The sequence below is a fragment of the Paraglaciecola sp. IT1134 genome, from assembly GCF_058068185.1.
This window is the reverse complement of sequence record NZ_CM176486.1, coordinates 3,630,671-3,655,630: the sequence shown is the minus strand read 5'-3', so window position 1 is coordinate 3,655,630 and position 24,960 is coordinate 3,630,671. Positions and strand designations below refer to the sequence as shown.

Annotated in this window: 21 protein-coding genes, 3 tRNA genes and 2 pseudogenes; 19 read left to right on the top strand and 7 right to left on the bottom strand. The window is 45.8% G+C overall.

Annotated elements, in window-relative coordinates:
* Positions 1-22: 22 nt before the first annotated feature.
* A complete protein-coding gene (locus AC3RV5_RS15960; protein ID WP_489728591.1) occupies positions 23-613 on the top strand; it encodes a DUF938 domain-containing protein in 591 nt (196 codons plus the stop codon).
* Here AC3RV5_RS15960 and AC3RV5_RS15955 read toward each other — a convergent pair.
* Positions 610-1,833 (bottom strand): GNAT family N-acetyltransferase, encoded by a 1,224-nt coding sequence (locus tag AC3RV5_RS15955; RefSeq protein WP_489728590.1) that lies wholly within the window; start codon positions 1,831-1,833, stop codon positions 610-612. The genes AC3RV5_RS15960 and AC3RV5_RS15955 overlap by 4 nt on opposite strands.
* Here AC3RV5_RS15955 and AC3RV5_RS15950 point away from each other — a divergent pair.
* From AC3RV5_RS15950 to AC3RV5_RS15910, 9 genes are all read left to right on the top strand, one after another.
* On the top strand, positions 1,817-2,284 hold the full coding sequence (locus tag AC3RV5_RS15950) for a regulatory protein RecX (protein WP_489728589.1): 468 nt from the start codon (positions 1,817-1,819) through the stop codon (positions 2,282-2,284). The two genes, AC3RV5_RS15955 and AC3RV5_RS15950, sit on opposite strands and share 17 nt — an antisense overlap.
* Positions 2,285-2,388: 104 nt before the next feature.
* The gene (alaS, locus tag AC3RV5_RS15945) at positions 2,389-4,986 is read left to right on the top strand and encodes an alanine--tRNA ligase (protein ID WP_489728588.1); all 2,598 of its coding nucleotides are present in this window, start codon (positions 2,389-2,391) and stop codon (positions 4,984-4,986) included.
* Between the two features lie 138 nt (positions 4,987-5,124).
* Entirely contained in the window at positions 5,125-5,340 is a 216-nt protein-coding gene (gene csrA, locus AC3RV5_RS15940; RefSeq protein WP_489728587.1) for a carbon storage regulator CsrA, read from the top strand.
* A 213-nt stretch (positions 5,341-5,553) separates the two neighbouring features.
* A tRNA-Ser gene (locus tag AC3RV5_RS15935) sits at positions 5,554-5,646 on the top strand.
* A gap of 114 nt (positions 5,647-5,760) precedes the next feature.
* Positions 5,761-5,837: transfer RNA gene (locus AC3RV5_RS15930), tRNA-Arg, on the top strand.
* 47 nt (positions 5,838-5,884) lie between these two features.
* Positions 5,885-5,961 (top strand) — tRNA-Arg (locus AC3RV5_RS15925).
* Positions 5,962-6,419: 458 nt separating this feature from the next.
* Positions 6,420-6,686, top strand: coding sequence for an OadG family protein (locus AC3RV5_RS15920; RefSeq protein ID WP_489728586.1), 267 nt, complete (start codon positions 6,420-6,422; stop codon positions 6,684-6,686).
* Positions 6,687-6,715: 29 nt separating this feature from the next.
* Positions 6,716-8,542 (top strand): sodium-extruding oxaloacetate decarboxylase subunit alpha, encoded by a 1,827-nt coding sequence (oadA, locus tag AC3RV5_RS15915; RefSeq protein WP_489728585.1) that lies wholly within the window; start codon positions 6,716-6,718, stop codon positions 8,540-8,542.
* Between the two features lie 13 nt (positions 8,543-8,555).
* The gene (locus AC3RV5_RS15910; protein WP_489728584.1) at positions 8,556-9,686 is read left to right on the top strand and encodes a sodium ion-translocating decarboxylase subunit beta; all 1,131 of its coding nucleotides are present in this window, start codon (positions 8,556-8,558) and stop codon (positions 9,684-9,686) included.
* Positions 9,687-9,713: 27 nt separating this feature from the next.
* On the opposite strand, the gene AC3RV5_RS15905 is transcribed toward AC3RV5_RS15910, so the two are convergent.
* The 6 genes from AC3RV5_RS15905 to pspF are packed head-to-tail and all read right to left on the bottom strand — an operon-like array spanning position 9,714 to position 16,157.
* Positions 9,714-10,520 (bottom strand): peptide ABC transporter ATP-binding protein, encoded by an 807-nt coding sequence (locus tag AC3RV5_RS15905; protein ID WP_489728583.1) that lies wholly within the window; start codon positions 10,518-10,520, stop codon positions 9,714-9,716.
* Positions 10,517-11,512, bottom strand: a complete 996-nt coding sequence (locus AC3RV5_RS15900) for a peptide ABC transporter ATP-binding protein (RefSeq protein WP_489728582.1) — start codon at positions 11,510-11,512, stop codon at positions 10,517-10,519. The genes AC3RV5_RS15905 and AC3RV5_RS15900 overlap by 4 nt, the downstream gene beginning before the upstream one ends.
* The gene (locus AC3RV5_RS15895; RefSeq protein WP_489728581.1) at positions 11,512-12,405 is read right to left on the bottom strand and encodes an ABC transporter permease subunit; all 894 of its coding nucleotides are present in this window, start codon (positions 12,403-12,405) and stop codon (positions 11,512-11,514) included. Before AC3RV5_RS15895 ends, AC3RV5_RS15900 begins: the two co-directional genes overlap by 1 nt.
* Positions 12,392-13,420: an ABC transporter permease subunit gene (locus AC3RV5_RS15890; protein ID WP_489728580.1), complete on the bottom strand. Its 1,029-nt coding sequence runs from the start codon at positions 13,418-13,420 to the stop codon at positions 12,392-12,394. The genes AC3RV5_RS15895 and AC3RV5_RS15890 overlap by 14 nt, the downstream gene beginning before the upstream one ends.
* A complete protein-coding gene (locus tag AC3RV5_RS15885; protein WP_489728579.1) occupies positions 13,420-15,054 on the bottom strand; it encodes an ABC transporter substrate-binding protein in 1,635 nt (544 codons plus the stop codon). Before AC3RV5_RS15885 ends, AC3RV5_RS15890 begins: the two co-directional genes overlap by 1 nt.
* 2 nt (positions 15,055-15,056) lie before the next feature.
* Entirely contained in the window at positions 15,057-16,157 is a 1,101-nt protein-coding gene (gene pspF, locus AC3RV5_RS15880; protein ID WP_489728578.1) for a phage shock protein operon transcriptional activator, read from the bottom strand.
* Positions 16,158-16,375: 218 nt separating this feature from the next.
* Here pspF and pspA point away from each other — a divergent pair, with 218 nt between their 5' ends.
* The 9 genes and pseudogenes from pspA (at position 16,376) to AC3RV5_RS15835 (ending at position 24,923) form a co-directional block, all read left to right on the top strand.
* The gene (gene pspA, locus AC3RV5_RS15875; RefSeq protein ID WP_489728577.1) at positions 16,376-17,059 is read left to right on the top strand and encodes a phage shock protein PspA; all 684 of its coding nucleotides are present in this window, start codon (positions 16,376-16,378) and stop codon (positions 17,057-17,059) included.
* Positions 17,060-17,081: 22 nt separating this feature from the next.
* A complete protein-coding gene (gene pspB, locus AC3RV5_RS15870; protein ID WP_489728576.1) occupies positions 17,082-17,318 on the top strand; it encodes an envelope stress response membrane protein PspB in 237 nt (78 codons plus the stop codon).
* Complete coding sequence (gene pspC / locus AC3RV5_RS15865; RefSeq protein WP_489728575.1) at positions 17,315-17,773, top strand: envelope stress response membrane protein PspC; 459 nt, start codon at positions 17,315-17,317, stop codon at positions 17,771-17,773. The genes pspB and pspC overlap by 4 nt, the downstream gene beginning before the upstream one ends.
* Positions 17,774-17,948: 175 nt before the next feature.
* The gene (locus tag AC3RV5_RS15860) at positions 17,949-19,379 is read left to right on the top strand and encodes a YcjX family GTP-binding protein (RefSeq protein WP_489728574.1); all 1,431 of its coding nucleotides are present in this window, start codon (positions 17,949-17,951) and stop codon (positions 19,377-19,379) included.
* The gene (locus AC3RV5_RS15855; protein ID WP_489728573.1) at positions 19,376-20,431 is read left to right on the top strand and encodes a YcjF family protein; all 1,056 of its coding nucleotides are present in this window, start codon (positions 19,376-19,378) and stop codon (positions 20,429-20,431) included. The genes AC3RV5_RS15860 and AC3RV5_RS15855 overlap by 4 nt, the downstream gene beginning before the upstream one ends.
* A gap of 176 nt (positions 20,432-20,607) precedes the next feature.
* Positions 20,608-21,194: pseudogene (locus tag AC3RV5_RS15850) on the top strand (hypothetical protein); the annotation flags it as partial.
* Between the two features lie 128 nt (positions 21,195-21,322).
* Entirely contained in the window at positions 21,323-22,879 is a 1,557-nt protein-coding gene (gene tyrR, locus AC3RV5_RS15845; RefSeq protein ID WP_489728572.1) for a transcriptional regulator TyrR, read from the top strand.
* Between the two features lie 199 nt (positions 22,880-23,078).
* The gene (hppD, locus tag AC3RV5_RS15840) at positions 23,079-24,206 is read left to right on the top strand and encodes a 4-hydroxyphenylpyruvate dioxygenase (RefSeq protein WP_489728571.1); all 1,128 of its coding nucleotides are present in this window, start codon (positions 23,079-23,081) and stop codon (positions 24,204-24,206) included.
* A pseudogene (locus tag AC3RV5_RS15835) lies at positions 24,199-24,923 on the top strand (hypothetical protein). Before hppD ends, AC3RV5_RS15835 begins: the two are co-directional and overlap by 8 nt.
* Positions 24,924-24,960: the final 37 nt, after the last annotated feature.

Below are 24,960 nucleotides of genomic sequence, written 5' to 3'. Positions count from 1 at the left end.
ACGCAACCTCACAGGAGATATAATGACCAAGGACTTTAGCCAAGCCTGTTTGAACAACAGTCAGCCTATTCTCAGCCAACTTACTCGTCTGCTCAGCAAGACTAAGCACTTACTGGAAATTGGTTCGGGTACGGGCCAGCACGCTGCTTATTTCGCCCCCAGTTTGCCCCAATTAACCTGGCATACCAGTGATGTATGCCAAAATCATGGCAGTATCAGCGAATGGATAGCGGGATCTGGAGCCGATAATATAGCGCCGCCAGTGCGCTTTAAAGTGGGAGAAGATGACTGGCCTGTTGCGGGTGCCGACGGGGTATTCAGCGCCAATACAGCGCACATTATGCAACCAGGGGAAGTGCAATTGATGATGCAGATGATCGCTAAAAACTTGGCTCCTGGAGGTATTTTTTGTCAATATGGGCCCTTTAAAATCAATGGTCAATACACCAGTGACAGCAATAGAGCCTTTGATTTGCACCTTGCCAATGAAGGTTGTGGCGGTATTCGCGATATTGAAGAATTACTGGACTGGGAGAAGGGCCTAATATTAAGCGAGCAGGTAAATATGCCGGCTAATAACTTATTACTGGTGTGGCGAAAATTGGCCTTCTAACTCGCATTTTGTGTGACTTTGTAGGGTAACAAAGCCTCGGCATTTTTTTTATAATCTTCGATCATAGATTGCTCGTGGACTAAAAACCGCCGGACCCCATCGTGGAAAGCAGGTTCAGCCAGCCAGTGATTGGAATAGCAGTAAATGGGCTCGAATCCCCGTAATATCTTATGTTCTCCTTGTGTACCGGGATTAAAAGCGGCGATGCCATTGTCGATACAAAACTCGATGCCCTGATAATAACAACATTCATAATGCAAACCATCTACATCTGCTAAGGCCCCCCAATAACGACCAAAAAGGGTTTTTTCATCATAAATATACAATGCACTGGCAACGGGGTGCCCATCTAGCTCGGCGATAACCAATAACATTTTGTCGCGCATATGCACAAACAATTGGTTGAACAGGTCATGGCTCAAGTAACCATTGTGTCCACTGCGTTTGAGGTAGGTTTGTCGATAACATTGGTAGAAAAAATCCATAGCCTGCGCCGTGAGATCCTCTCCCGTTAGGCGTTTCATAATCACCCCCTGTTCGATAAGTTTGTGCCGCTCCTTTTTAATACTCTTACGTTTACGCGAGGTCAGAGCATTTAAAAAATCCGTAAATTGTGTATAGTCGCGGTTATACCACTGAAATTGCACAGAACGCCTGACTAATTGCTGGTGCTGTGCAAGCATTTCGCTGAGCGCCAGCGGTACAAACAGCCAGTGCATTGAAGATAGACCGGAAGATTTAACTTTGTTTTTGATAGCCGCACACAGTGGCCCCATAAGTTGTTCAGGATCAATATCATTTTTAAGTAATAACCGTGTCCCAGTTACCGGAGTAAAGGGTATAGCATTGACTAGCTTTGGGTAATAATTAAGACCGTATTCTCGATAGGTATTTGCCCAGGCAAAATCAAATACGTATTCACCATAACTATGGGTTTTTATATACAAAGGTAGTATGCCTATCAGCTGTTTATTTTGATAGATTGTAAGATGTTGGGGTTGCCAACCGGTGGCAAAGGAGATACAGCCAGAGTTTTCCAAAGCCCCAAGAAATTCATGTTGATGAAATGGATCGCTTTGGTCAGCTAATGCATTCCAGCTGGCTCTGTCTATTTGCCCTATTGCTGTTAGAAACTTAAAATTAAATTGAAGACTCTTCACAGGCAGACAGGTTTCCAGATCGGGGGAGAATATATTACCTAATATGACAGACAACGACATTAAGATCATCAACAATACTATCAGCAGGTTGTTAGCGATGCGAGAGCATAGTCGCAGGGAACTACTAACAAAATTGTTAAACAGAGATTTTGACAAGCATTTGTGCGAAATCCAGCTTGATAAATATACCCAGGCAAATTTGCTCAGTGAAAAACGCTTTGCAGAAGTGTTGGTTCGCAGCCGAATAAACAAAGGGGTCGGTGAGCAAAGAGTTAGGCGGGAGTTGGTGGAACATGAAATCCCTGAGGAACTGATTGAGGCGGCCTTTTCAGAGCAAGATCAAGATTGGGAAGCACTTGCCCTTAAAGTGTATGTGAAGAAGTTTGGTCAAATAATGGCTACAGATTGGCGAGAACAACAAAGGCGTAATCGATTTCTGCAGTATAGAGGCTTTAGTCACGAGCAAATTCGCAGTGTTAACCAGGCACTGAGAAGTCATCTAAGTGCCTAACAAGTAAGCTGGAATCGTGATATTGTTGCCGACCCAGTATATAGAAATGGCAGTTTCAGGCCATTTGTTATCTCAAACCAATAAATGTTGATTCAGGATCATTAATGAGTAAGAGCACAGCGCAAATTCGACAAGCTTTTTTAGCGTTTTTTGCTGACAAAGGACATCAACAAGTTTCCAGTTCATCCCTCGTACCGAGTGACGATCCAACCTTGCTGTTTACCAATGCAGGCATGAATCAATTTAAAGATGTATTTTTGGGCACAGAGCAACGTAATTACACACGTGCAGTTTCTTCCCAACGATGTGTACGTGCTGGTGGCAAACACAATGATCTGGAAAACGTAGGTTATACCGCCAGACATCATACCTTCTTTGAAATGTTGGGAAATTTCAGTTTTGGGGATTATTTCAAAGCGCAGGCGATTCAATTTGCCTGGCAGTTTTTAACCGTCGAACTAGGGTTACCCAAAGAAAAGCTATTGGTAACGGTATATTCTGACGACAACGAAGCCTACGACATTTGGCACCAACAAATCGGGGTGCCGGAAGATAAAATTATTCGTATCAGTACCTCGGATAACTTTTGGTCCATGGGTGATACCGGGCCTTGTGGACCTTGTTCTGAAATATTCTATGATCATGGTGAGCACATTTGGGGAGGCCCCCCTGGTTCACCCGAAGAAGATGGTGATCGTTTTATCGAGATCTGGAATCTGGTCTTTATGCAATTTAATCGTCAGGCAGATGGTGAAATGCAACCCTTGCCGAAACCTTCCATAGACACAGGAATGGGGTTGGAGCGCATATCGGCCATTTTACAAAATGTGCATAGTAACTATGAAATAGATATTTTCCAGAACTTAATTAAAGCGGCGGCAGAAATAGTCGGTTGCGAGAGTTTGGAAGATAAATCATTACGGGTCATCGCTGATCATATACGCTCCTGCAGTTTTCTGATCTGCGACGGTGTGATGCCATCAAACGAAGGCCGGGGATATGTACTGCGCCGTATCATCCGCCGTGCTGTTCGCCACGGGAACAAACTAGGGGCAACGGATGTCTTCTTCTATAAGCTGGTGGCCGCCCTTGGTGAACAAATGGGTGATGCGTACCCTGAACTTGTTGAACAGCGCTCGGTGATTGAAAAAGTTCTGCGGGGTGAAGAAGAACAGTTTACTCGTACCCTTGAGCGTGGCATGAGCATTTTGAACGAAGCGCTGGCTGAACTCGAAGGCAAAGTGGTACCAGGTGAGCTGGTCTTTAAACTCTATGATACCTATGGCTTTCCCGCAGATCTCACCAATGATGTGGCCCGGGAAAAGGGTTTGAGTATCGACGAGGAAGGTTTTGCCGCGGCGATGTCAACACAGCGTAAACGTGCGCAAAAAGCCAGTCAGTTTGATACCGACTATAATGAACAGCTTAAAACACAGCAACGCTCTTTGTTTGTTGGCTATGATCATGAATCCAGTAGCGCCACGATAGTGGAGATTTTCGCCAATGGTAAAACGGTAAGCGAATTGCAGGCGGGAGAAGAAGGCGTTTTATTACTCGATGAGAGTCCTTTTTACGCTGAGGCAGGCGGTCAGGTGGGAGATTCTGGTTTATTAACCAGTGAAGACGGCGGGTTTCAGGTAACTGATACGGCCAAGCTGGGCAATGCTATTGCCCATAAAGGCCGCGCGACAGGCAAGATCAAGTTAGGTAGCCAAATTAGTGCCCAAGTTGACGGTTTTCGGCGCCGGCAAATAAAAATTAATCATAGCGCCACGCATTTGCTGCACGCTGCTCTAAAACAAGTATTGGGGGAACACGTCAGCCAGAAAGGCTCTTTAGTGCAACCTGAACGATTAAGATTTGATTTTTCTCATTTTGAAGGGATCAGCAAAGAACAGCTATCCCAAGTGGAAAATATCGTGAATCAGCAGATCCAGGCTAACCATCCTTTAGTGACGAAATTGATGGATTTAGAGCAAGCTAAAACTGCAGGGGCGATGGCACTGTTTGGTGAAAAATATGAAGAGCAGGTCAGAGTAGTCTCCATGGGGGAGTTTTCCATGGAACTGTGTGGTGGCACACACGTAGAGCGCACTGGTGACATAGGTTTGTTCAAAATTCTGTCAGAAAGTGGTATCGCTTCTGGGATCAGGCGCATAGAAGCTGTTAGCGGGGCAGTAGCCCTGGCGGCAATGCAAAAACAAGCCATGGATATCAATCAGATTGCTGGTCTGCTTAAAACAGATATTAATAGCGTACCTGAGCGTGTTTCACACTTGTTAGAGCTGAGCAAGAGCCTGGAAAAAGAAGTTAATCGCCTTAAACATGAAATCGCTAGCAATGCAGGAAGTGATCTTTTATCCCAGATTTACGAAATAAAAGGTATAAAAGTCTTGTCTTCTCACTTAGAAGGTGTGGAAAGTAAATCTTTGCGTCCTATGGTGGATGACCTTAAGAACCAAATGGGCAGCGGGATTGTCCTATTGGGTGCAAGTGAAAATGACAAGGTAAGCTTGATAGCTGGCGTGACCAAGGATTTGACAAATAAAATTAAAGCGGGCGAATTGGTTAACTTCGTCGCCCTGCAGGTAGGTGGTAAGGGTGGTGGTCGTCCTGATATGGCTCAAGCAGGGGGAACGCAGCCTGAAAACCTGGACGCTGCGATAGCGTCTGTCAGTGCCTGGTTACAGGGTAAGCTTTAAAATCGGAATTATTCGACCAATTTTTGCGGTGACAACAAAAATAAGGAAGGGTCGGGTGTGTAGTTCTTTGGTATTTTCAAAGAGGTACACTAATTTTAATAAGGGATAACTTTTGAATAACGGATAAGGAGCAATAGAATGCTAATTTTGACCCGTCGTGTCGGTGAAACCCTTATGGTCGGTGATGAAGTCACAGTGACTGTGTTGGGCGTTAAAGGTAATCAGGTAAGGATAGGGGTTAATGCCCCCAAAGAAGTGTCTGTGCATCGTGAAGAAATATACATGCGCATTCAAGCTGAAAAAAATATTCAATTAGCTGCTGGTGAACAAGAAACCAAAGACGACGAAAATTAATTTTAGGTATTATAAAAAAGGCTGGTTTCACCAGCTTTTTTTATGCCTGTAATTATATGACGGTAGCCGCTGAACCAGAATAAATACTGCACTTATGTATGGCTTTTAGCTAAAAATTAAACGAATGGTACAAAATACCAGCAAGCAGTAACGTAGAACATAAAAAGTGTTTGACTTACGTATGGGGCACGGTAAACTTCGGCTCCAGATTTAGGAGAGGTGGCCGAGTGGCTGAAGGCGCTCCCCTGCTAAGGGAGTATAGGGTTTATAGCCCTATCGAGGGTTCGAATCCCTCCTTCTCCGCCATTTATTGGTGGTAACCTGATTATTCAGGTTAACGAGATAGCTTAGACCAAGGGACTTAAGCTAGGTGAGACAAGGTAGGATACCTTAATATTGTGTCATCGATGTAATGATTTTGCGCGTGTAGCTCAGCTGGATAGAGTACCTGGCTACGAACCAGGCGGTCGGAGGTTCGAATCCTTCCACGCGCACCATTTAAAGTTTATTATTTTGGTCGAATAATAACGAACATGTTTATAATGCGCGTGTAGCTCAGCTGGATAGAGTACCTGGCTACGAACCAGGCGGTCGGAGGTTCGAATCCTTCCACGCGCACCACACAGTAAAGTCCGTTGAGTAATCAACGGGCTTTTTTTTGCCTGGGAGAACAAAAATCTCCCTGGTTTGACCAATTTTTCGGGAGAAAATTAGCGCGTGCGCAGCCCGACCCTGCATGGGCAAAAGGCAGAATGCCTGAAGTACAAATTCGTCGGGAACGAATTTGAACACACGTAGTGTGGCCCGAAGCGGCCGCCGCGCGGGGCGAAAGGCAGGATGCCTGAAGTAATCCGTCGGCGCGGCCAAATTAAAAAACACTGTTATCCATCGTTTTTTAGCTATAAGATAATCGTTAAAAAATTCAAAGCACTATAGTATCCCCTCCCTGGGTAATAATTCACGTAAAGTGAATTTTTTCTTATTAAATATACCCTTTAACTCATGCCTAAAATTTGTGTTTTGTTAAGCCCCATGGTACTTATCTGGTCGTTTGATCGGGTTACAGGAAAAGTCCAGTTATGCATACTGACATTACATCATTATTGTTCGAATCCGCTAACTTATTAGTCGTTGGTATGGTGGTGGTCTTTCTATTTTTGTCCTTATTGATTGGTGCCATAACAGGCATCGCCTGGTTGTGTGCCAAATTTCCCGAAGAGGATGGCTCGGTACAGGCCGCCTTAGAGACCAAATCTAGAGTCGCCATTGTCCACCAAGGCGAAATCGGCAAACCGGTGATCGCTGCTATAGCCGCCGCTATCAAGCAATATCGTAGCCAACGTTAATTATAATCAACTTTTTACGGGAATTGAATATGTCAAAACCTTTAGCTATCACTGATGTTGTGCTGCGTGATGCACACCAGTCCCTGCTAGCCACACGGATGCGTATCGAAGACATGTTGCCCATTGCGGCCAAACTAGATCAAGTCGGCTATTGGTCACTGGAAACTTGGGGGGGGGCAACATTTGACGCTTGCATCCGCTATTTGGGAGAAGATCCTTGGGAGCGTATCAGGTTACTTAAAAAAGCCATGCCTAATACCCCCCAGCAGATGTTACTCAGAGGACAAAATCTACTCGGTTACCGTCACTATGCCGACGATGTGGTACGAAAATTTGTGGAGCGGGCTCATGTCAATGGCGTAGATGTTTTTCGGATTTTCGATGCGATGAATGATATGCGTAACCTGCAGACTGCCATCAAATCTGCCATAGAAATCGGCGCCCATGCCCAGGGAACGATGTCTTATACCGTCAGTCCGGTGCACTCGATGCCCCTGTGGCTGGATATGGCTAAACAGCTAGAAGATATGGGTGTTCATTCCATCTGCATTAAAGATATGGCGGGCTTGCTTAAACCTTATGTGTGTGAGGAGCTTGTTAGCCGTCTCAAAGAAACAGTGCAGGTTCCTATTGCCATGCAGTGTCATGCCACTACAGGTCTAAGCACTGCGACTTACCAGAAAGCCATAGACGCCGGTATTGATATTTTGGATACCTCTATTTCATCTATGAGCATGACCTATGGTCATACCGCTACTGAAACTATAGTCGCCATCGTTGAAGGAACGCCCAGAGACACAGGGCTGAAGCTGCCTTTATTAGCCGAAATCGCCGCTTATTTTCGGGAGGTGCGCAAGAAATATGCAAAATTTGAGGGGAGCCTTAAGGGCGTGGACGCACGGATCCTCATTGCCCAAGTACCGGGTGGCATGCTGACTAACATGGAAGCGCAGCTAGTCGAGCAGGGGGCACAAGATAGGCTGGATGAAGTACTCAAAGAAATCCCCCGGGTTCGCGAGGACTTAGGTTTTATTCCTTTAGTGACACCCACTTCGCAAATTGTCGGCACCCAATCTGTACTCAATGTGCTTACCGGGGAACGGTATAAAAACATTACCAAAGAAACCGCTGGTGTACTCAAAGGTGAGTATGGCGCTACAGCGGCTCCGGTTAATAAAGAGTTACAAATGCGGGTACTGGACGGTGCACAACCTATTACCTGCAGGCCGGCAGACAAACTTAACGATGAATTGGTCAGTCTAGAACAAGAGCTGCTAAACCATGCCAAAGAGCAATCCATTACGTTAGCTGACGAACTTATGGATGATGTGCTGACCTATGCATTGTTTCCACAGATTGGTCTGAAATTTTTGCAGAACCGCCATAACCCTGAGGCATTTGAGCCAGTTCCCGGTGCGGCGGCACCCGATGCGGCGGCACCCGATGCGGCGGCACCCGATGCGGCAGTATCTGAAACAGCCGGATCTGAAACAGCGGTCTCCCAGACCCGAGATACGGGCAGCGCTTCTTATTCAGTGCGGGTTGATGGAAAGGTCTACGCAGTAGAAGTCGCCCAGGGTGGAGCTTTAACAGACGTAACAGTTGCTAAACCCGCCACCCAAAACGAGTCAGCTAAAAGTACAGGAGAGGTGGTCAACGCTCCGCTGGCCGGTAATGTTTTTAAACTATTGGTGCGTGCCGGAGACGAGATTGCCCGGGGCGATGTGGTGATGATCATGGAAGCGATGAAAATGGAAACTGAAATTCGCTCTACTGGGACGGGAACCATAGTGGACGTTTTGGTCAAAGAGGGCGATGCGCTGCATTCAGGGCAGCCCATGTTAACGCTCGGCTAGGACGACTATCGCAATGGAAAAATTAACATTATTGTGGCAAAGCACAGCATTGGCCCACTTCAGTTTGGGCCAAGTAGCGATGATGGCTGTGGGCTGCATATTGCTTTATCTGGCGATCGTCAAGAAGTTTGAACCTCTACTGTTGCTGCCTATAGGGTTTGGGGCGATATTGACTAATATTCCCTTGGCGGGATTTAGCGAGCCAGGAGGTCTGCTGTATTTAATCTATCAGGTGGGCATTGAAACTGGGGTATTCCCTTTACTTATTTTTATGGGGGTGGGTGCGATGACAGACTTTAGTGCTCTGATCGCCAATCCCCGGATGTTGCTACTGGGCGCTGCGGCCCAGTTTGGTATTTTTGGCACGCTCTTTGGGGCTATCGCTTTGAATCTGGTACCGGGTTTCGAGTTTAGTCTAAAAGATGCCTCTGCTATTGCCATTATCGGCGGAGCAGACGGTCCAACCGCCATTTTCCTGGCGTCTAAACTGGCACCTGAGCTGCTTGGTGCAATCGCCGTAGCGGCCTATTCATATATGGCTTTAGTTCCGATTATTCAGCCGCCAATTATGCGTTTGTTGACCTCAGAAGCTGAGCGTAACATCGAGATGGCGCAATTGAGGAAAGTATCAAAACGTGAAAAAATTCTCTTTCCTTTGGCGGTGTTATTGTTAACCATTTTCTTTTTGCCAACAGCCACACCCTTGGTGGGTATGTTTTGCCTGGGCAATTTGATGAAAGAGTCAGGAGTGGTCGATCGTCTGAGTAATACTGCCCAGAATGAGCTGATTAATATAGTGACCATATTTTTGGGACTGGCCGTTGGCTCGAAGCTTTCGGCAGAGAAATTCTTGACCCTGGAAACTCTGGGTATTTTGGCTTTGGGAGCAATAGCATTTTCCATCGGCACCGCTGCCGGCATACTAATGGCAAAACTGATGGGCAAATTTAGCACTGAAAAAATTAATCCTTTAATTGGCGCCGCAGGCGTTTCTGCCGTGCCGATGGCAGCCAGGGTGGTCAACAAAGTGGGGCTGGAGACTAACCCCCATAATTTTCTTTTGATGCATGCCATGGGACCGAATGTCGCTGGAGTATTGGGTTCAGCGGTAGCGGCGGGGATCCTGCTGGCGCTAGTGGGTTAGCTGGCTTACAAGGTGTAAGGTTAATGTTCAATCGCCAATATTGCTATTGCTTGCCTGGCGGTTGAGCAACGCTTGGTGCGAATTGACCAGTTTCTTGGTGTATTCATGTTTAGGCCAGTTAAATATCACCTCGGTTTTGCCGGATTCCACAACCTTACCATGTTGCATGACCAGAATTTTGTCACTGATATGCCGAACTATGCCCAGGTTATGGGAGATGAAAATAAAACCCAACCCCAGGTCCCGTTGTAATTCCATGAGTAGATTAACGGTTTGTGAGCGTACTGACGGGTCCAGAGCGGCAAAAGGCTCGTCGGCCACTATCACCTGGGGATTAAGGATGATCGCTCTGGCAAGGGCGACACGTTGACGCTGACCGTCTGACAACATATGCCGATAGAAGAATCTGTGTTCGGCCATCAGCCCGACTTTTTTTAACGTTTGTTCGACTTTGCTGATACGCTCTTGTAGCTCAAGGCTGGTGTTAAGCTTGAGCGGTTCTTCCAGGATCGCCCCTAGGGTAATGCCCGGATTTAACGACTCATTACTGTTTTGAAAAACCATGCGAATATTCAAACAGCGATGTTTGTTATCGTATTTTTCCAGCTTTTTTTCGTTCAAATAGATGGCGCCGCTATCCGGGCGCTCCAAACCGACCAACAATTTGGCCAATAATGACTTGCCCGAACCATTCGGTCCCACTATGGCTAAAGTCTCGCCGGCACTGATATTGAAGTTTATTGGGCCGAGTTGAAATTTACTGGCTTGGTTTTGCCAACGTTTTCCATGGCAATTCTGAAAAGTTAAATTCTCAACTGAGAGTAAATCGCTCACTTTTTATCTCTATGTAGCGGGAAATGACAACTGTAGGTATGGTCGTGAATGCGCCTGACCTCCGGTACCTTTACACATTCCTTTCTGGCTCTTGGGCACCTGGGGCCTAACCTGCAGCCTATAGGTAAGTGTTGGAAGGTAGGAATGGTACCGTCCAGGGAACTCAAAGGGGATTTAGGTGGCAAGTCTTTGCGAAAGCTTGGGGCGCTATCCATTAACGCCTTGGTGTAAGGGTGCAAAGCACGTTTGCGCAACTGTGACATTCTGCCGCTTTCCACTGTCTGCCCGCAATATAGCACTGTCATATAATCGGCCATGCTCGAAATGGCGAGCAAATCGTGACTCACATACAAGATGCTGAGTTTTCTTATCTGACTGACCCGGCTTAACAGTTTCAAGATTTGGGTTTTATCGGTAATTTCCATACCGCGAGTGGGATCATCGGCGATGATCAACTTAGGCTGGGACGCCAAGGCCATAGCGATCATAAATTTTTGACAAACATCGTTGGGGATCTGATGTGGCAGACTGCGCATATAGACTTCATGATCTTTAATGCCCACACGGTGCATTAATTCTGCGGCAAATTTATGACGTTGCTTGCCACGCTGCCAAAACATGCCCTGTTCAAGGTTGGAAACCGATATGACTTCTTTTATCTGGTCCCCCAAAGTGGCAATGGGATCCAGAGAGCTCTTTGGATTTTGAAAAATAACCGAAATATCTGAACGGATAATGTTGCGTCTTTCCTTAACTGACATCTTAAGCAGATCCAGACCTCGCCAGTTCATGCGATCCGCAGTTAAACGCCAGCGTTCGGATATCGCACCTACTATTGTCTTAACTATGATGCTTTTACCCGAGCCTGATTCACCCACCAGAGCATGGATCTGCCCCTCTTCGATGACTAAGTTAATTTTATCAAGGGCCTTTATCCAGCCATTTTGGGAATCGATTTCCAGGGTTAGATTTTTTATATCCAGTAAGCTCATTAGCGTAGCAGCCTATAACGCAGGGCAGAGCGTAACCCATCACCCACCAGATTAATTGATACCATCATCAGAAATATTGCTGCCCCAGGCAGGGCGATATTCCACGGCGCTAAATAAGCAACATCCAAGGCTTCGGACAACATGGCGCCGAGCTCTGGTGAGGGAGCCTGGGCGCCCAGGTTCAAAAATCCCAGAGCACTGATGTCCAGGATGGCCGTGGACATGGCTAGCGTCGCTTGCACTACCAGCTTTTCACCCATATTAGGCAAGATCGAATTAAAAAAAATGTGACGCTTACCGGCGCCATCGAGTTGGGCAGCCAAGACATATTCTTTTTTGAGTTTTTCTCGCACCAGATCCCGGGTTTGATGAACAAATTGGGGGATAAGGGCCAGGGAAATAGCCCACATACTGTTGACCAAACCCGTGCCTAATATGGCAATAATAATGATGGCAATCAGTAAGGTGGGAATAGCCATTAATGAATCCAGCAAATGGTTCAAAAAGCTCGAGCGCAAACCCCGGCTCATACCTGCTATCGCACCCAGGGTGACCCCCACAAGCAATGACAGTACGACTAACAACAGGCTGATACCGAATGTCATGCGGCAGCCGTAAATAATTCTGGAAAGCATGTCACGGCCTAGGCCGTCAGTACCAAATAGGTGCAGGATATTACCGTTGCTATCCCATGCCGGTGGCACAAGCAAGGAATCTATATGTTGTTGCAACGGATCAAAGGGGCTCAGCAGCGGGCCAAAAATCACTAAAATTATGAAAAATAACACGCAATACAAACTGGCCACTGCGGCGTGGTTTTCGGTAAATTCCTTCCAAGTGTTTTGTAAGGGAGAGGGATAATACTCCTCTTGATATAATTTATGCCGTGGCATGTTGGGGCCTTCGTAATGGGTCGATTAAACGGATCAAAAGATCCATCGAGATGATAAATGTCAGCACCAGTACAGACACAGCCAACATACCGGCCCTGATTGCAGGAAAGTCCCGCTGGTAAATCGCCTGGATCAAGCCATTGCCTATGCCTGGCCAGGAAAAAATGGTTTCCACTATCATAGCGTTGGTTAATAGTGTAGTAAATTGCATGACCAGCAGCGGTAAGATCGGCATAAGTGCGTTTTTTACGCCATGCCTTAACAATACTTGTCTGGAGCTTAACCCTCTGGCGTAAGCAGCCTGAATGTAGTCACTGTTCATCACTTCAATAACGGAGCGACGAGAAATACGCAGCACTATGGTACTGGTGACAATAGCAATGGACAGGGTCGGAAGCACTATATGGCGCAGCGCGTTGTAGAATGCGTCGGTTTTATTAGGTAAATCTGACAGAAAAATATCAACTAGAATAAAGCCGCTAATATAAGGGACATCATACAGTAAGCCAATGCGCCCGGATAAGGGAAACCAGCCAAGTTGCAAAGAAAAGATCAGTATCAGGATCAGGGCCAGCCAAAATACCGGAATAGAATATCCAATTACACTGGCCGAAAGCAAAGAGTAATCAGCAAACTTGTGGTGTTTAAAGCCTGCGACAAAACCCAGAGGTAAACCTATTACAAAAGAAAACAACAAGGCATAGGCACTTAGCTCAATGCTGGCCGTTAGCGAGCGACTAATTTCCTGGGCCAGGGGCAAACCCGAACTAAAACTGATCCCCCAATTTCCCACAAATAGTTGCTCGAGATAATGCCAGTATTGAGAAAGGAAACTTCCGTTAATATGATAACTGGTCGCGAGCAGGGCATACACTTCCTTATTTTCTGGCTGCACTCCAGTCAGATTGGTAAGCGGATCCCCAGGAAATAAAAATGCCAGGGAAAAAGAAAACAAACTCAACACACTCAGAGTTAGCACAAGCAAACTTAAATGGCGCAAGACAATTTTACCCATTAACGTTTACTCGCATCACGAAATTGAATGCCACCGTAGGGGTTGATTTGCAAGCCGGAAATATTGTCTCGAAATGCCTGGTAACGGTATGCGTGAGCTATGGGCATTAACGGCATTTGTTCAACCAAAAGTTCGTTGGCTCGGTTGTAAAAGTACGCCCTCTCTTCTTGTGCGGTATATTGGAGGGCTTGGCTAATAAGCTCATCATATTCCTTGGAGCACCAAAGGGCACGATTGGTGCCCGACGCTACAGCTTCGCAGGTCAACAATGGGCGATAGAAGTTATCCGGGTCGCCATTGTCCGCTGACCAACCTATAAGCACAGAGTCATGCAATCCTTGTTTTAAACGGGATCTAAAGGTTGACCATTCATAACTGACAATATTGGCCCGCACGCCTACGTCGCGCAAATAACGTTGAATCAATTCGGCCATTTTCATGGCATTGGGGTTATAGGCCCGCTCAACGGGCATCGCCCATATATTCATTACAAAGCCTTCTTCGATATCATTTTCCCGTAATAATTTGGCGGCAGCTACAGGGTTATAATTGATCCCTTTCAAATCAGGTTGAAAGGCCCATGACGAAGGGGGAACAATAGAGGTTGCTGGAATGGCACTGCCATAATAGATGGCTTCAAGTAAGGCGTTTTTGTCTATTGCCATGGCCAGAGCTTTTCGCACATTTGCATTGTCGAATGGCGGTTTGGTGGTATTAAATGCCCAGAATCCTACGTTTAATCCGGGTTTTTCATCCAGTACTAAATCTGGGCGTTTACGAATGATGTCTAATTGGCTGTTAGCGGGGTAAGCCATGGCATCACATTCGCCGGTCATTAACTTGGCCAAACGCAAAGAGCTGGACGGTGTGATATCAAATATTAGCTGTTGTGTTGAGCTGCGTTCCCGCCAGTAATTGTTGTGCTGCTTAAAACGTACAAATCGATCCTGCCGGAAACTGTCAAACTTATAGGGGCCCGTGCCTATGGGGTATAAATCGATTAAGCCTTGGGTATGTTGCAGTATGAGTTGCTCGGCATATTCGGCGGATAAAATAATGGCAAAATCCGTCGCCAGATTTGCTAAAAAAGAACTGTCTGGATGGACTAACGTGATCTCGACTCGATAACCATTCAAGCGTTCAACATGACTGATTAAATGGTGTAATCCCAAACTGCTAATATAAGGATACTGCCCGCCAGATATTGCATGATAGGGATGGTCGGTTAATCGCCAGCGATCAAAACTGAAAACTACGTCGTCGGCGGTAAAGGGGCGAGTGGGAGTGAAGTAGCGCGTAGAGTGGAATTCAACATTTTTGCGTAACTGAAACGTATAAGTTAGCCCGTCAACACTGGTTAGCCAGCTGGTAGCCAAACCGGGCACTATATCGCCAGTAAGGGGATCGAAGTCCAATAACCTGTCATATATTTGATGGGAAGACACGTCAACCGTGGTGCCAGATGTATCTAACTGGGGATTAAAACTGGTGGGGTTACCTTCTGAACAGTAGATAATGCCATTAGGTTGCACCAAATCGGCGGTATTGGGACCACAACCGGCCACAACAAAGATCAGACTGACTAAAAACACAGAGCAAGGTATGGCAGATGAGACCTGAAGTTGAGCTAACATAGTTATGGCTCCATATCCTCGCCGGTTGTCTCTAATAAATTATATTTTTTCAGGTATCCGCGCAACTGATGATATGTCAGAGACAATTTTTCTGCGGTTTTCTTTTGGTTATACTGGCTATCCGCCAATGCTTGTTTGATCAAATCGATCTCGAATTCTTGAGATAGCTCCTTTAAATCCACGGGAAATTCGTAACTTGCCGGTAGACTACTTGAAGACTGGACTTCTTTATTTTCTATGGCGGGAGTCGCGTCAGGAGCTTCTACAATAGGCACTTGATGTACAATACGATCATGGGTTTTGGTTCTGGTTTTAGGACGAAAAGCTGACTCAAAAGGGTCAAGAATAATGTTGTGCACAGGAATGTCCGGATTATTGCTGCGATAAACCGCCCGTTCCACAACGTTTTTAAGCTCGCGAATATTACCCGGCCAAGGGTAGTCTAGTAGGGTGCGTTTGGCCTTTTCCGTGAAACCGCTGAATAAGTCCATTTCTAGCTCTCTGGCCATATTGATGGCAAAGTTTTCCGCGAGCATCATAATGTCGTCTCGCCTTTCTCTAAGGGGCGGCAGGGTAATCACATCGAATGCGAGACGATCCAGCAAATCTGCCCGAAACTCCCCTGATTCAGCCAGGGCAGGCAAGTCTTCGTTGGTCGCGGCAACCAGGCGAATATCAACTTTGACACTTTTAGAGCCACCAACACGCTCGAATTCCCCGTATTCAATAACTCGCAACAGTTTTTCTTGGATCATGCCTGAAGTATTGGCCAGTTCATCTAGAAACAAGGTGCCATTATGCGCTGTTTCAAATCTGCCTTCGCGTCTTTTGGTTGCCCCGGTAAAGGCACCCGCTTCATAACCAAATAATTCACTCTCAAGCAAACTTTCGTTTAATGCGGCACAATTTAGCTTGAGATAGGGCTGTTCCCAGCGCTTTGATAAATAATGCAGACGTGCAGCGACCAGCTCCTTACCTGTTCCTCTTTCGCCTATTACCAGAACCGGTTTATTTAAAGGGGCAATTTGTGATATCTGTTCCAATACTTCGAGAAAGCTATTGGACTGTCCTAACAAATTATCTTGTTGGCGAAAACGGCTCATCAATATCCTCAAAAAATGGTCTAATAGACTAACTTGTGGTGTAGACAAATATTATTGTAGATCTCACCACCCTGAGAGTAAATAATTATTTGTTTAAAATCAGTGATTTAGTTAATTTAACTTATTGGCCTGTTATTTGAATAGTCTTACCCAGGAACTGGCATGTAGCGTATTGGCTAGGTGTTCAATTAAACTGTCATTTTAAAGAGGTAAAAACTATGGGTATATTCTCGCGTTTCACAGACATAGTGAACTCAAATATCAACGCTATTTTAGATAAAGCGGAAGATCCTGAAAAAATGGTCCGCTTAATCATCCAAGAAATGGAGGATACGTTAGTAGAAGTGCGTTCAGCGTCCGCAAAAACCCTGGCTAATAAAAAAGAAATTTCTGCGCAAATCAGTAAGCTAAACAATGAAGCTAAAGATTGGCAGAGTAAGGCTGAGTTAGCAATCAGTAAAGATCGTGAAGATTTAGCCCGGGCCGCACTGCAAGAGAAAAAGAAGTGCGATGAATACGGCACCACCCTTAGCCGTGAACTGGATGTGGTTGAAGGACAAATTTCCAAGTTGCAATCAGAGGTGGGTCAGTTGCAAGATAAATTGGCGGACGCCAAAGCTCGTCAGAAAACGATAGTCATGCGTCAAAAAACCGTAAGTTCGCGTTTGGAGATTAAAAAGACCTTAGACAGCAGCAAAGTGGATGCAGCCATGGGGCGCTTCGAGCAATATGAACGCAAGATCGATGATCTTGAGTCTCAGGTTGATGCCTATGACTTAGGTAAAAAAACCCTGGCGGACGAGTTTGACGACCTAGCGTCAGATGATGAGATTGATGATGCGTTGGCGGCACTGAAAAAGAAAGTCAAAAATCAAAGCAGTCAATCCCAAAAACACGATTAAGATGTAGCTAAGGAGAGTTATTGTGGAAGATATAGTGGGGATCATTATTGCGCCAATTATCGTTTTTATGGTGATTGTCGCCCCTATTTGGCTGATATTACATTACCGTAGTAAGAAACAGATCAATCAGGGCTTATCTGAGGAAGAATACGCAACTTTACAAGAATTAGCAGATCGTGCTGAGAAAATGGCCGATCGGATCCACACCCTAGAATCGATTTTGGACGCAGAGGCTCCTCAGTGGAGGAACAAGGTATGAAAAGCCGTGGGGAGTTAACCCGGGATCCAGAAAGGGGTAAAATTGCGGGGGTGTGTGCCGGTCTGGCAGACTATTTTGGCATTGAACTGTGGTTGATTAGAATTATGGTGGTGACCGCTTTCTTTTTGTCAGCAGGTACCTTCATCATTGTTAGCTATATTGCTGCCTGGTTTATTCTGGAAAAGAGGTCTTACGTGAAGCATTCAGCACATAGCTCCTTTAAAGGCCACAGTCACCAATTTGAGCACGTTGGCAAGGGCTGGCACAATGTGGCTGAAGAAGAAGACGAAAAAGTTAAGGTAAAGTCTAAGGTTTGGCAGTCAGGCGAACCCCCTAAACAGGCCTTTGCGGATATCAAGCAACGCTTTGAGCGTAATGAGGAAAGGTTACGTAAAGTTGAAACTTATGTGACTTCATCCGAGTACCAGTTGAACCGCGAGATTAACAGTCTTTAATCAGGTAGTGCATACGTATACCCAAGTGACCTCAAAGTGCGGGTTCCAACGGGAAGTTAAAACGGTTTAGATAAATTAATGATCTAAGCCGTTTTTTTAGTTATGGCGTTTGTTGCTGTGGCTTAATAGTATTGAGCCTAATAAATGGCTTGAACGAGTATGGAGAACGGACTGTATGAGTAAAAAAAGTGAAGGGTATGCTTTTGTGTCAACGGCCAAACAAAATTTTAAAATGGTTGGCGCCCGACTCGCAGATAAACATTTAAACCTCGCAGTAACCGGCTTAAGCGGAAGTGGTAAAACCGCATTTATTACCTCTTTGGTCAATCAATTACTGGAAGCAAACGACGGGGCTGACCTGCCTTTTTTTTCTGTGGTCAGGGAAGACCGGTTGCAGGGGGTGCGTCGCGAAGTGCAGCCCAATCTGAGTTTAAGTCGATTTGCTTATGAAGAAGCGATGGACGATTTAAATGCCTTACCGTGCAAATGGCCAAAATCTACTCGGGGGATTAGTCAGGTAAGATTGCGCCTGCGTTATCGTAAAAATTCTGGCCTGAGTCGTTATTTCAGCGAGCAAGGTTACTTAACCTTGGATATCACCGATTATCCCGGGGAGTGGTTGTTGGACTTACCTCTGCTCGATATGGATTTCAGCCAGTGGTCTCGCCATTGTGAAAATGAATTGGCCCAGGCCAAGCGCCAAGAACTTGCTGCACCATTTCTGCTCCTGCGTGAGCAACTGGATCTGAACGCTGTGGGTGATGAACTGATGTTACAGGACATCGCCCAGGCCTATACCGACTATTTACACGCATGTCGGGACTATGGTTTTCAACTATTACAGCCAGGGCGTTTTATTTTACCAGGCGAGCTGCAAGGTGCGCCGGTATTGCATTTTTTCCCTTTGAGTGGATCCTCACTTATTGACCAACAGGTGGACTTGTCAGCGCCCAAAAAGGGCAGTAACGCCCAATTATTGATCAGCCGTTTTGAGCATTACCAGGATGAGGTGATCAAACCCTTTTACCGCCAGCATTTTAAACGCTTTGATCGCCAAGTGGTGTTGGTGGATTGTTTGTCGGCTTTGAATCATGGAAAAAGTTGCTTTAACGATTTACAGCAAGCATTAAACTGGTTGTTAGGTAGTTTTGAGTATGGTAAGTCCAATGCCTTGAAACGACTATTCAATCCTAAGATTGATAAGTTGATCTTTGCTGCCAGTAAAGCGGATCACGTGACGCCGGATCAGCAAAATAGCTTGGTGAAACTGCTCGATTCAATGTTGCACAGTGCCCGCCAACAAATCCAGTTCGATGGTGTGTTAACTGAGTCCACTGCCATTGCCGCCATTCGTTCTTCGCGTGCCGGGATCAGCGAATATCAAGGAGAAAATATTCAAGTATTAAAAGGCTTCGATCTTAATGGCTCCCCCGTCACCCTGTTCCCAGGCGATGTGCCCCAACAGTGTCCAGATGAAGGATTTTGGCAACAGCAAGGGTTTGATTTTCCGAGCTTTGCACCCCCGGTCAGAAAAAGCACTGAGCCGTTACCACATATTCGTATGGATAGAATTTTGGATTTTATACTCGGGGATAAAATGCAGTGAATAACGACAGGACAGAACCTGCTTCGCCAGAAGTAGTATTGAAGAAAAAAATAGTCTTAACCGAAAAATCAGCTCCCGACGATCCGATTAAATTACGGGTTATGACCAAACTGGATGATGTGATCGACTGGCAGGATATCCACGCGTCAGCTGCCAGCGATGGTGAGCCGTTAGTCCTCGACAGGAAGGATACTAAACCGGCTAGAAGCCGTTGGTGGTCTAAGTTGTTTGCGCCAATCTCCCTACTTATTCTGGTTCTTAGTTGTATCGAATTGATGCAGTTTATTCAGCAAATGTATGTCAGCGAAGATTGGTTAAGCGGATTATGGTTGGTGGTCACAGGGCTTATTTTGAGTTTGGTAGTGGGCGCAATCATCAGCGAATGGCGAGGTTTAAGACAATTAAAACGTCAGCAAAAATCCCGACAAACTTCAATGGAGCTGTTTAACACTCCGGCCATTGGTTTAGGCCAGGAGCATTGTCTGACGGTTGCCCGGCGATTGCCGGACGGCTATGAGCCTGCTATTGCAGCCTGGCAAAATAGTGTCAAAGAACATCATACAGACAGTGAAATTATTTCGCTGTTCGAACATATAGTCATTAGCAAAGTGGATCAACGGGCCCTTGCCAATGTGATGAGCAATGCGGGTGCTGCCAGCGTTATGATCGCCGTGAGTCCGTTTGCACTGCTGGATATGGCAATAGTTTTATGGCGCAATGTGCGCATGATGAATCAAATTAGTGAAACTTACGGTGTGAGACTTGGTTATTGGGGGCGGGTGGCTCTGATCCGACGCATATTCCAAACCATGCTGTATGCGGGCGCCGCGGAGATCATCTCTGACGCGGGCAATTATGCATTGGGTGCCAGTGTGACGGGCAAGTTGTCGACCCGCATAGCCCAGGGGATGGGGGCAGGCGTGTTAACGGCTCGCATTGGCCTTAAAGCTATTCATGAGTGTCGACCCTTGCCTTGGCTTACCGTACAAAAGCCAGGCCTGTCAGAGATCAGCAAGAAGTTAGTGTCAGATTTGCATAACCGTTTGAAATAGGTCACTTGGGTATCATAGGTTATTCGCGCCTCTTGACTTAAGGGTGAACGTATCTTTTTATTTGCATATTGTTGCCGGGTTGTTGCACGTTAGTGTCTTTTCCTTTGTGTGCTTTTGCGTAGACTCCGGCGGTATGAATGACTCAAATACGGCAGTTATGTATTATGGCTAAGTAATCCCAATATCAGTCCCACTTTCCAGACGCGGATGGTGTAGTTCATTGGAGTGAAGAAGAAAATAAGATTTGGCAAGATTTGATGCACAGGCAACGCCAGTTACTCGACGGCCGTGCCTGTGATGAATATCTGCAAGAGCCTGACGTTTTCCATGAGATTTTTGGCCATTGTCCACTGTGGACTAATCCCGCATTCGCCCACTTTACCCACACCTATGACAAATTAGGTTATGCAGCGAATAAAGAACAACGTAGTTATCTGGCTAGGCTTTACTGGTTTACCGTGGAGTTTGGTTTAGTCAAAACCGCCAATGGAATCCGGATCTATGGTGGCGGAATTTTATCCTCCCCCAAAGAAACCATTTATGCTCTGGAAAATGAAGATGCTGTGCGTCTGCCCTTGTTCCGCTGGACGTGATCCGTACCCCTTATCGAATCGATATTATTCAGCCCGTCTATTTTCTGTTAAGCGAATTTTCTGAATTATTCGAATTGGCTAATATGGATATTATGCGCCTGGTACAAAAGGCCCAGACTTTAGGTTTACATCCCGCCAGGTTTGCCCAAAAGACCAGCTCACCTAGTTAAACTCACGCCGGTAGCGATAAACTCCTGGCCACAGCACATTAATAAAAAGCCCTTGGTGATGAAATTAATGTGCTGAGCCCCGCAAATATGTAATAATATCTTTACAAACCACTAAATTAAGAAACCTTATGCGATTGGAAATTAGCTGTCAGGATAGGTTGGGTATCACGCAGGATATTCTGGATATTCTGGTGAGCCATAAAATTGATCTGCGGGGGATTGAAATTGACGCAATCGGTAAGATTTATCTGAATTTTCCGACTATCGAATTTGTCGATTTCCAACACTTGATGCCGAAAATTCGCAAGATATCAGGTATCGATGATGTTAAGACCATACCTTTTATGCCCCAAGAACGGGAGCAAAATCAACTGCGCGCCTTACTGCAAACGCTACCGGATCCGGTATTTTCGGTTGACACTAAAGGGCGGATTTTACTGGTTAACGAAGCTGTGGTGTCGAGCCTCGAAACCGACTGCAGTAGTTTGATAGGCACGGAAATCGATGAACTGGTTAAAGGATTTAATACCCCCCGCTGGCTCGAGAGCAACAAGATCACTAGTCTTAGCCAAAAAGTTCGATTTATCGAACAAGATTATTTGGCGGATGTTTTGCCGGTGATGGTACCCGATGCTGAAGGTGAGCCTATTCTTGCCGGTGCTGTGTTTATTCTCAAATCAGAATTTCGTTTGGGACAACAATTAACCGTTTTCCATCAAGCCAATATTGACAGTTTCCTCTCAGTGCAGGCGAGCAGTAAAACCATGAAAAAAGTGGTGCGTGAAGCCAAAAGAATGGCAGAACTGGACGGTTCCATGATGTTGTGCGGTGAGACAGGCACGGGTAAGGAGCTCATCGCCAAAGCTTGTCATGAGGCGAGCAGGCGCAGCGAAGCGGCCTTTTTAGTACTCAATTGTGCTTCCTTGCCCGACAGTGTTGCCGAAACAGAATTATTTGGTTACGCAGCCGGCGCATTTGGTCAATCGACCGGTAAGCCGGGCTTGCTTGAACAGGCCCAAGAGGGCAGCCTGTTTTTAGATGAAGTTGGAGACATGTCGCCCCAACTTCAAGTCAAACTGTTGAGAGTGTTACAAGACGGTAAATTCAGACGGGTAGGGGATGACAAAGAAGTAAAGGTAGATGTCAGGTTTATTTGTACCACCCAGAAAGATTTAAGCCAGATGGTTCAGGAGGGGCGTTTTAGAGAAGACCTGTATTATCGATTAAACGTACTGAGTTTGGTTATTCCCCCGTTACGGGAGCGTAAAACCGATATAGTGCCCCTAGCTGAAACCTTCTTAAAACAACACAGTGTCAAGCTGGGGCGTAAGGTACCCAAGTTGACCAAATCCTGTGTCGATTATATTCAAGCGTATCCCTGGCCGGGCAATGTTCGTCAACTTGAAAATGCCCTATACCGGGCCGTGTCTTTACTGGAAGGTAATGAATTGAGTAAAGAGCATATTCAAATTCCGTCTTGTTCCACTGCCGTGAGTTTTGTAGCAGATGACTTTGAAGGCAGCTTGGATGAAGAGGTGAAACGTTTTGAAAAAAGTATCTTGCAACGCTTGTATCCCAGTTATCCTAGCTCCCGGCAACTGGCTAAAAAGTTGGGTTTAAGCCATACCGCCATTGCTAATAAACTGCGCGACTACGGGATCAATAAAAAGACCGTAAAGATTTAAATACACGTTTGTAATGTAATGCTGACGCATGCTGCCCTGTAACGGGCTAGAATCAAGCTTTTTAGTCTGCTAAGACCGGTTGTAAATTTAAGGTTACTAACCGGTTTTTTTTGCGCATAACCCATCGTTATCTGTCCCCTATGCAATTTGGTTTTTTTGGTGTTTATTAGTGTTTTATTCTAATCAATACGGAAAGACCATGACCACTAATACGGCTTACAATCCATTAAACACCGATGGATTTGAATTCGTCGAATACACTGCGGCGGACGAAAAAGGCATTCAAGACCTAAAAGACTTATTTATTTCCTTGGGTTTCGCTGAGGTTGCCCAACATCGTTCGAAGCGAGTGTGGTTATTTAAACAGGGTGATATCAATTTTATCGTGAATGCCGAGCCCGCCTCTCAGGCTGAAGAATTTGCTCGGCTACGTGGCCCGAGTGTATGTGGTATGGCCTTTCGGGTTAAAGATGCAGCGACGGCATTTCAGCACGCCCTTAAAAATGGAGCCAAACAATTCATCGGTAATTTGGGTGTTATGGAGCTCAATATTCCTGCGGTATACGGCATTGGGGAAAGTACGTTGTATTTTGTAGACCGTTACGGTGATGACTCTATCTATCAGGTAGATTTTCGTTTTTATCCCGACTGGCAACAGAAAATGCGTGATGTCGATGCCGGTTTAAATGTGCTTGATCATCTCACCCATAATGTGAAACGCGGCAATATGGCGGTGTGGGCTGATTTTTATGAGCGCCTGGCCAACTTCCGGGAAATTCGCTATTTTGATATTGAAGGTAAATTAACCGGGCTGGTCAGCAAAGCTATGACGTCTCCTTGTGGGAAAATCCGCATTCCTATCAATGAATCATCTGACGATAAATCTCAAATTGAAGAATTTATTCGAGAATACAATGGTGAAGGAATACAACATATCGCCTTGTCGACCGATGACATATATAAGACCGTCAGAGATTTACGTCAACGTGGTGTCAAGTTTTTGGGCACGCCTGATACTTATTATGAAGGGGTTAATGCTCGGGTTGAAGGCCACGACGAAGACTTAGATTTACTACGGGAATTACGTATATTGATCGACGGTGCGCCCATGAAGGATGGTATTTTGTTACAGATATTTACCGATACGGTGATTGGGCCGGTATTTTTTGAAATTATTCAACGCAAAGGCAATGAAGGTTTTGGTGAAGGAAATTTCAAAGCCTTGTTTGAATCCATTGAGCAGGATCAAATCCGTCGTGGTGTCATTAATGATGAGCCAAGTGAGGTAAAAGAGAAAACGTCATCCGGAAACGATACCCATGCGTAAATGGATCAATTTTCCCCATCAGGAAGGTAAGATCTCGCGCCAGGCTCATGCGGATCTGCCTGATGAGGGAATTTACGAGCGGGAAGTGGGACGAAATGGGTTTTTCGGCCCAGCAACCCATATGCATCACGCCCATGCGCCCACTTCTTGGACAGATTGGCAAGGGCCGTTAAGGCCCAGAGCGTTCGACCTAAACCTGCTAGTGGGTATAGCAAAGGAGACCCAAAATGATACCTCCCCATGGCAAGCGGCTACTATATTAAGCAATGCCCATTGTCGTTACCGTATGTGGCATTGCCAGCAGAGTATGCATAAGTTGGCACGCAATGCCGATGGCGATGATCTGTTCTTTATCCACAGCGGAAGCGGCGATTTTTTTTGTGATTATGGGCATTTAACGTTACGGGAAGGCGATTATGCAGTGATCCTGGCGCATTAAAAGTGCCTTTTTCTCACAATAACGACGATTACGACGAAGTGTTGTTTTATCATTGTGGGGACTTTTTCAGTCGTGACAATATCAACGCCGCAATGGTGACATTTCATCCCGCAGGCTTTACCCATGGACCTCATCCAAAGGCGTTTCAGGCTGGACGAGAACATAAAAAGACCTTTACCGATGAGGTTGCCGTGATGGTGGATACTCGGGATGCACTGGATATTCATGACAGCGCTTTGGTCTTGGAAAATACCGAGTACGTCAATAGTTGGCGCTGAGCAGTTAACCAAGCTGTTAGCTAAGTTACTACCTGGA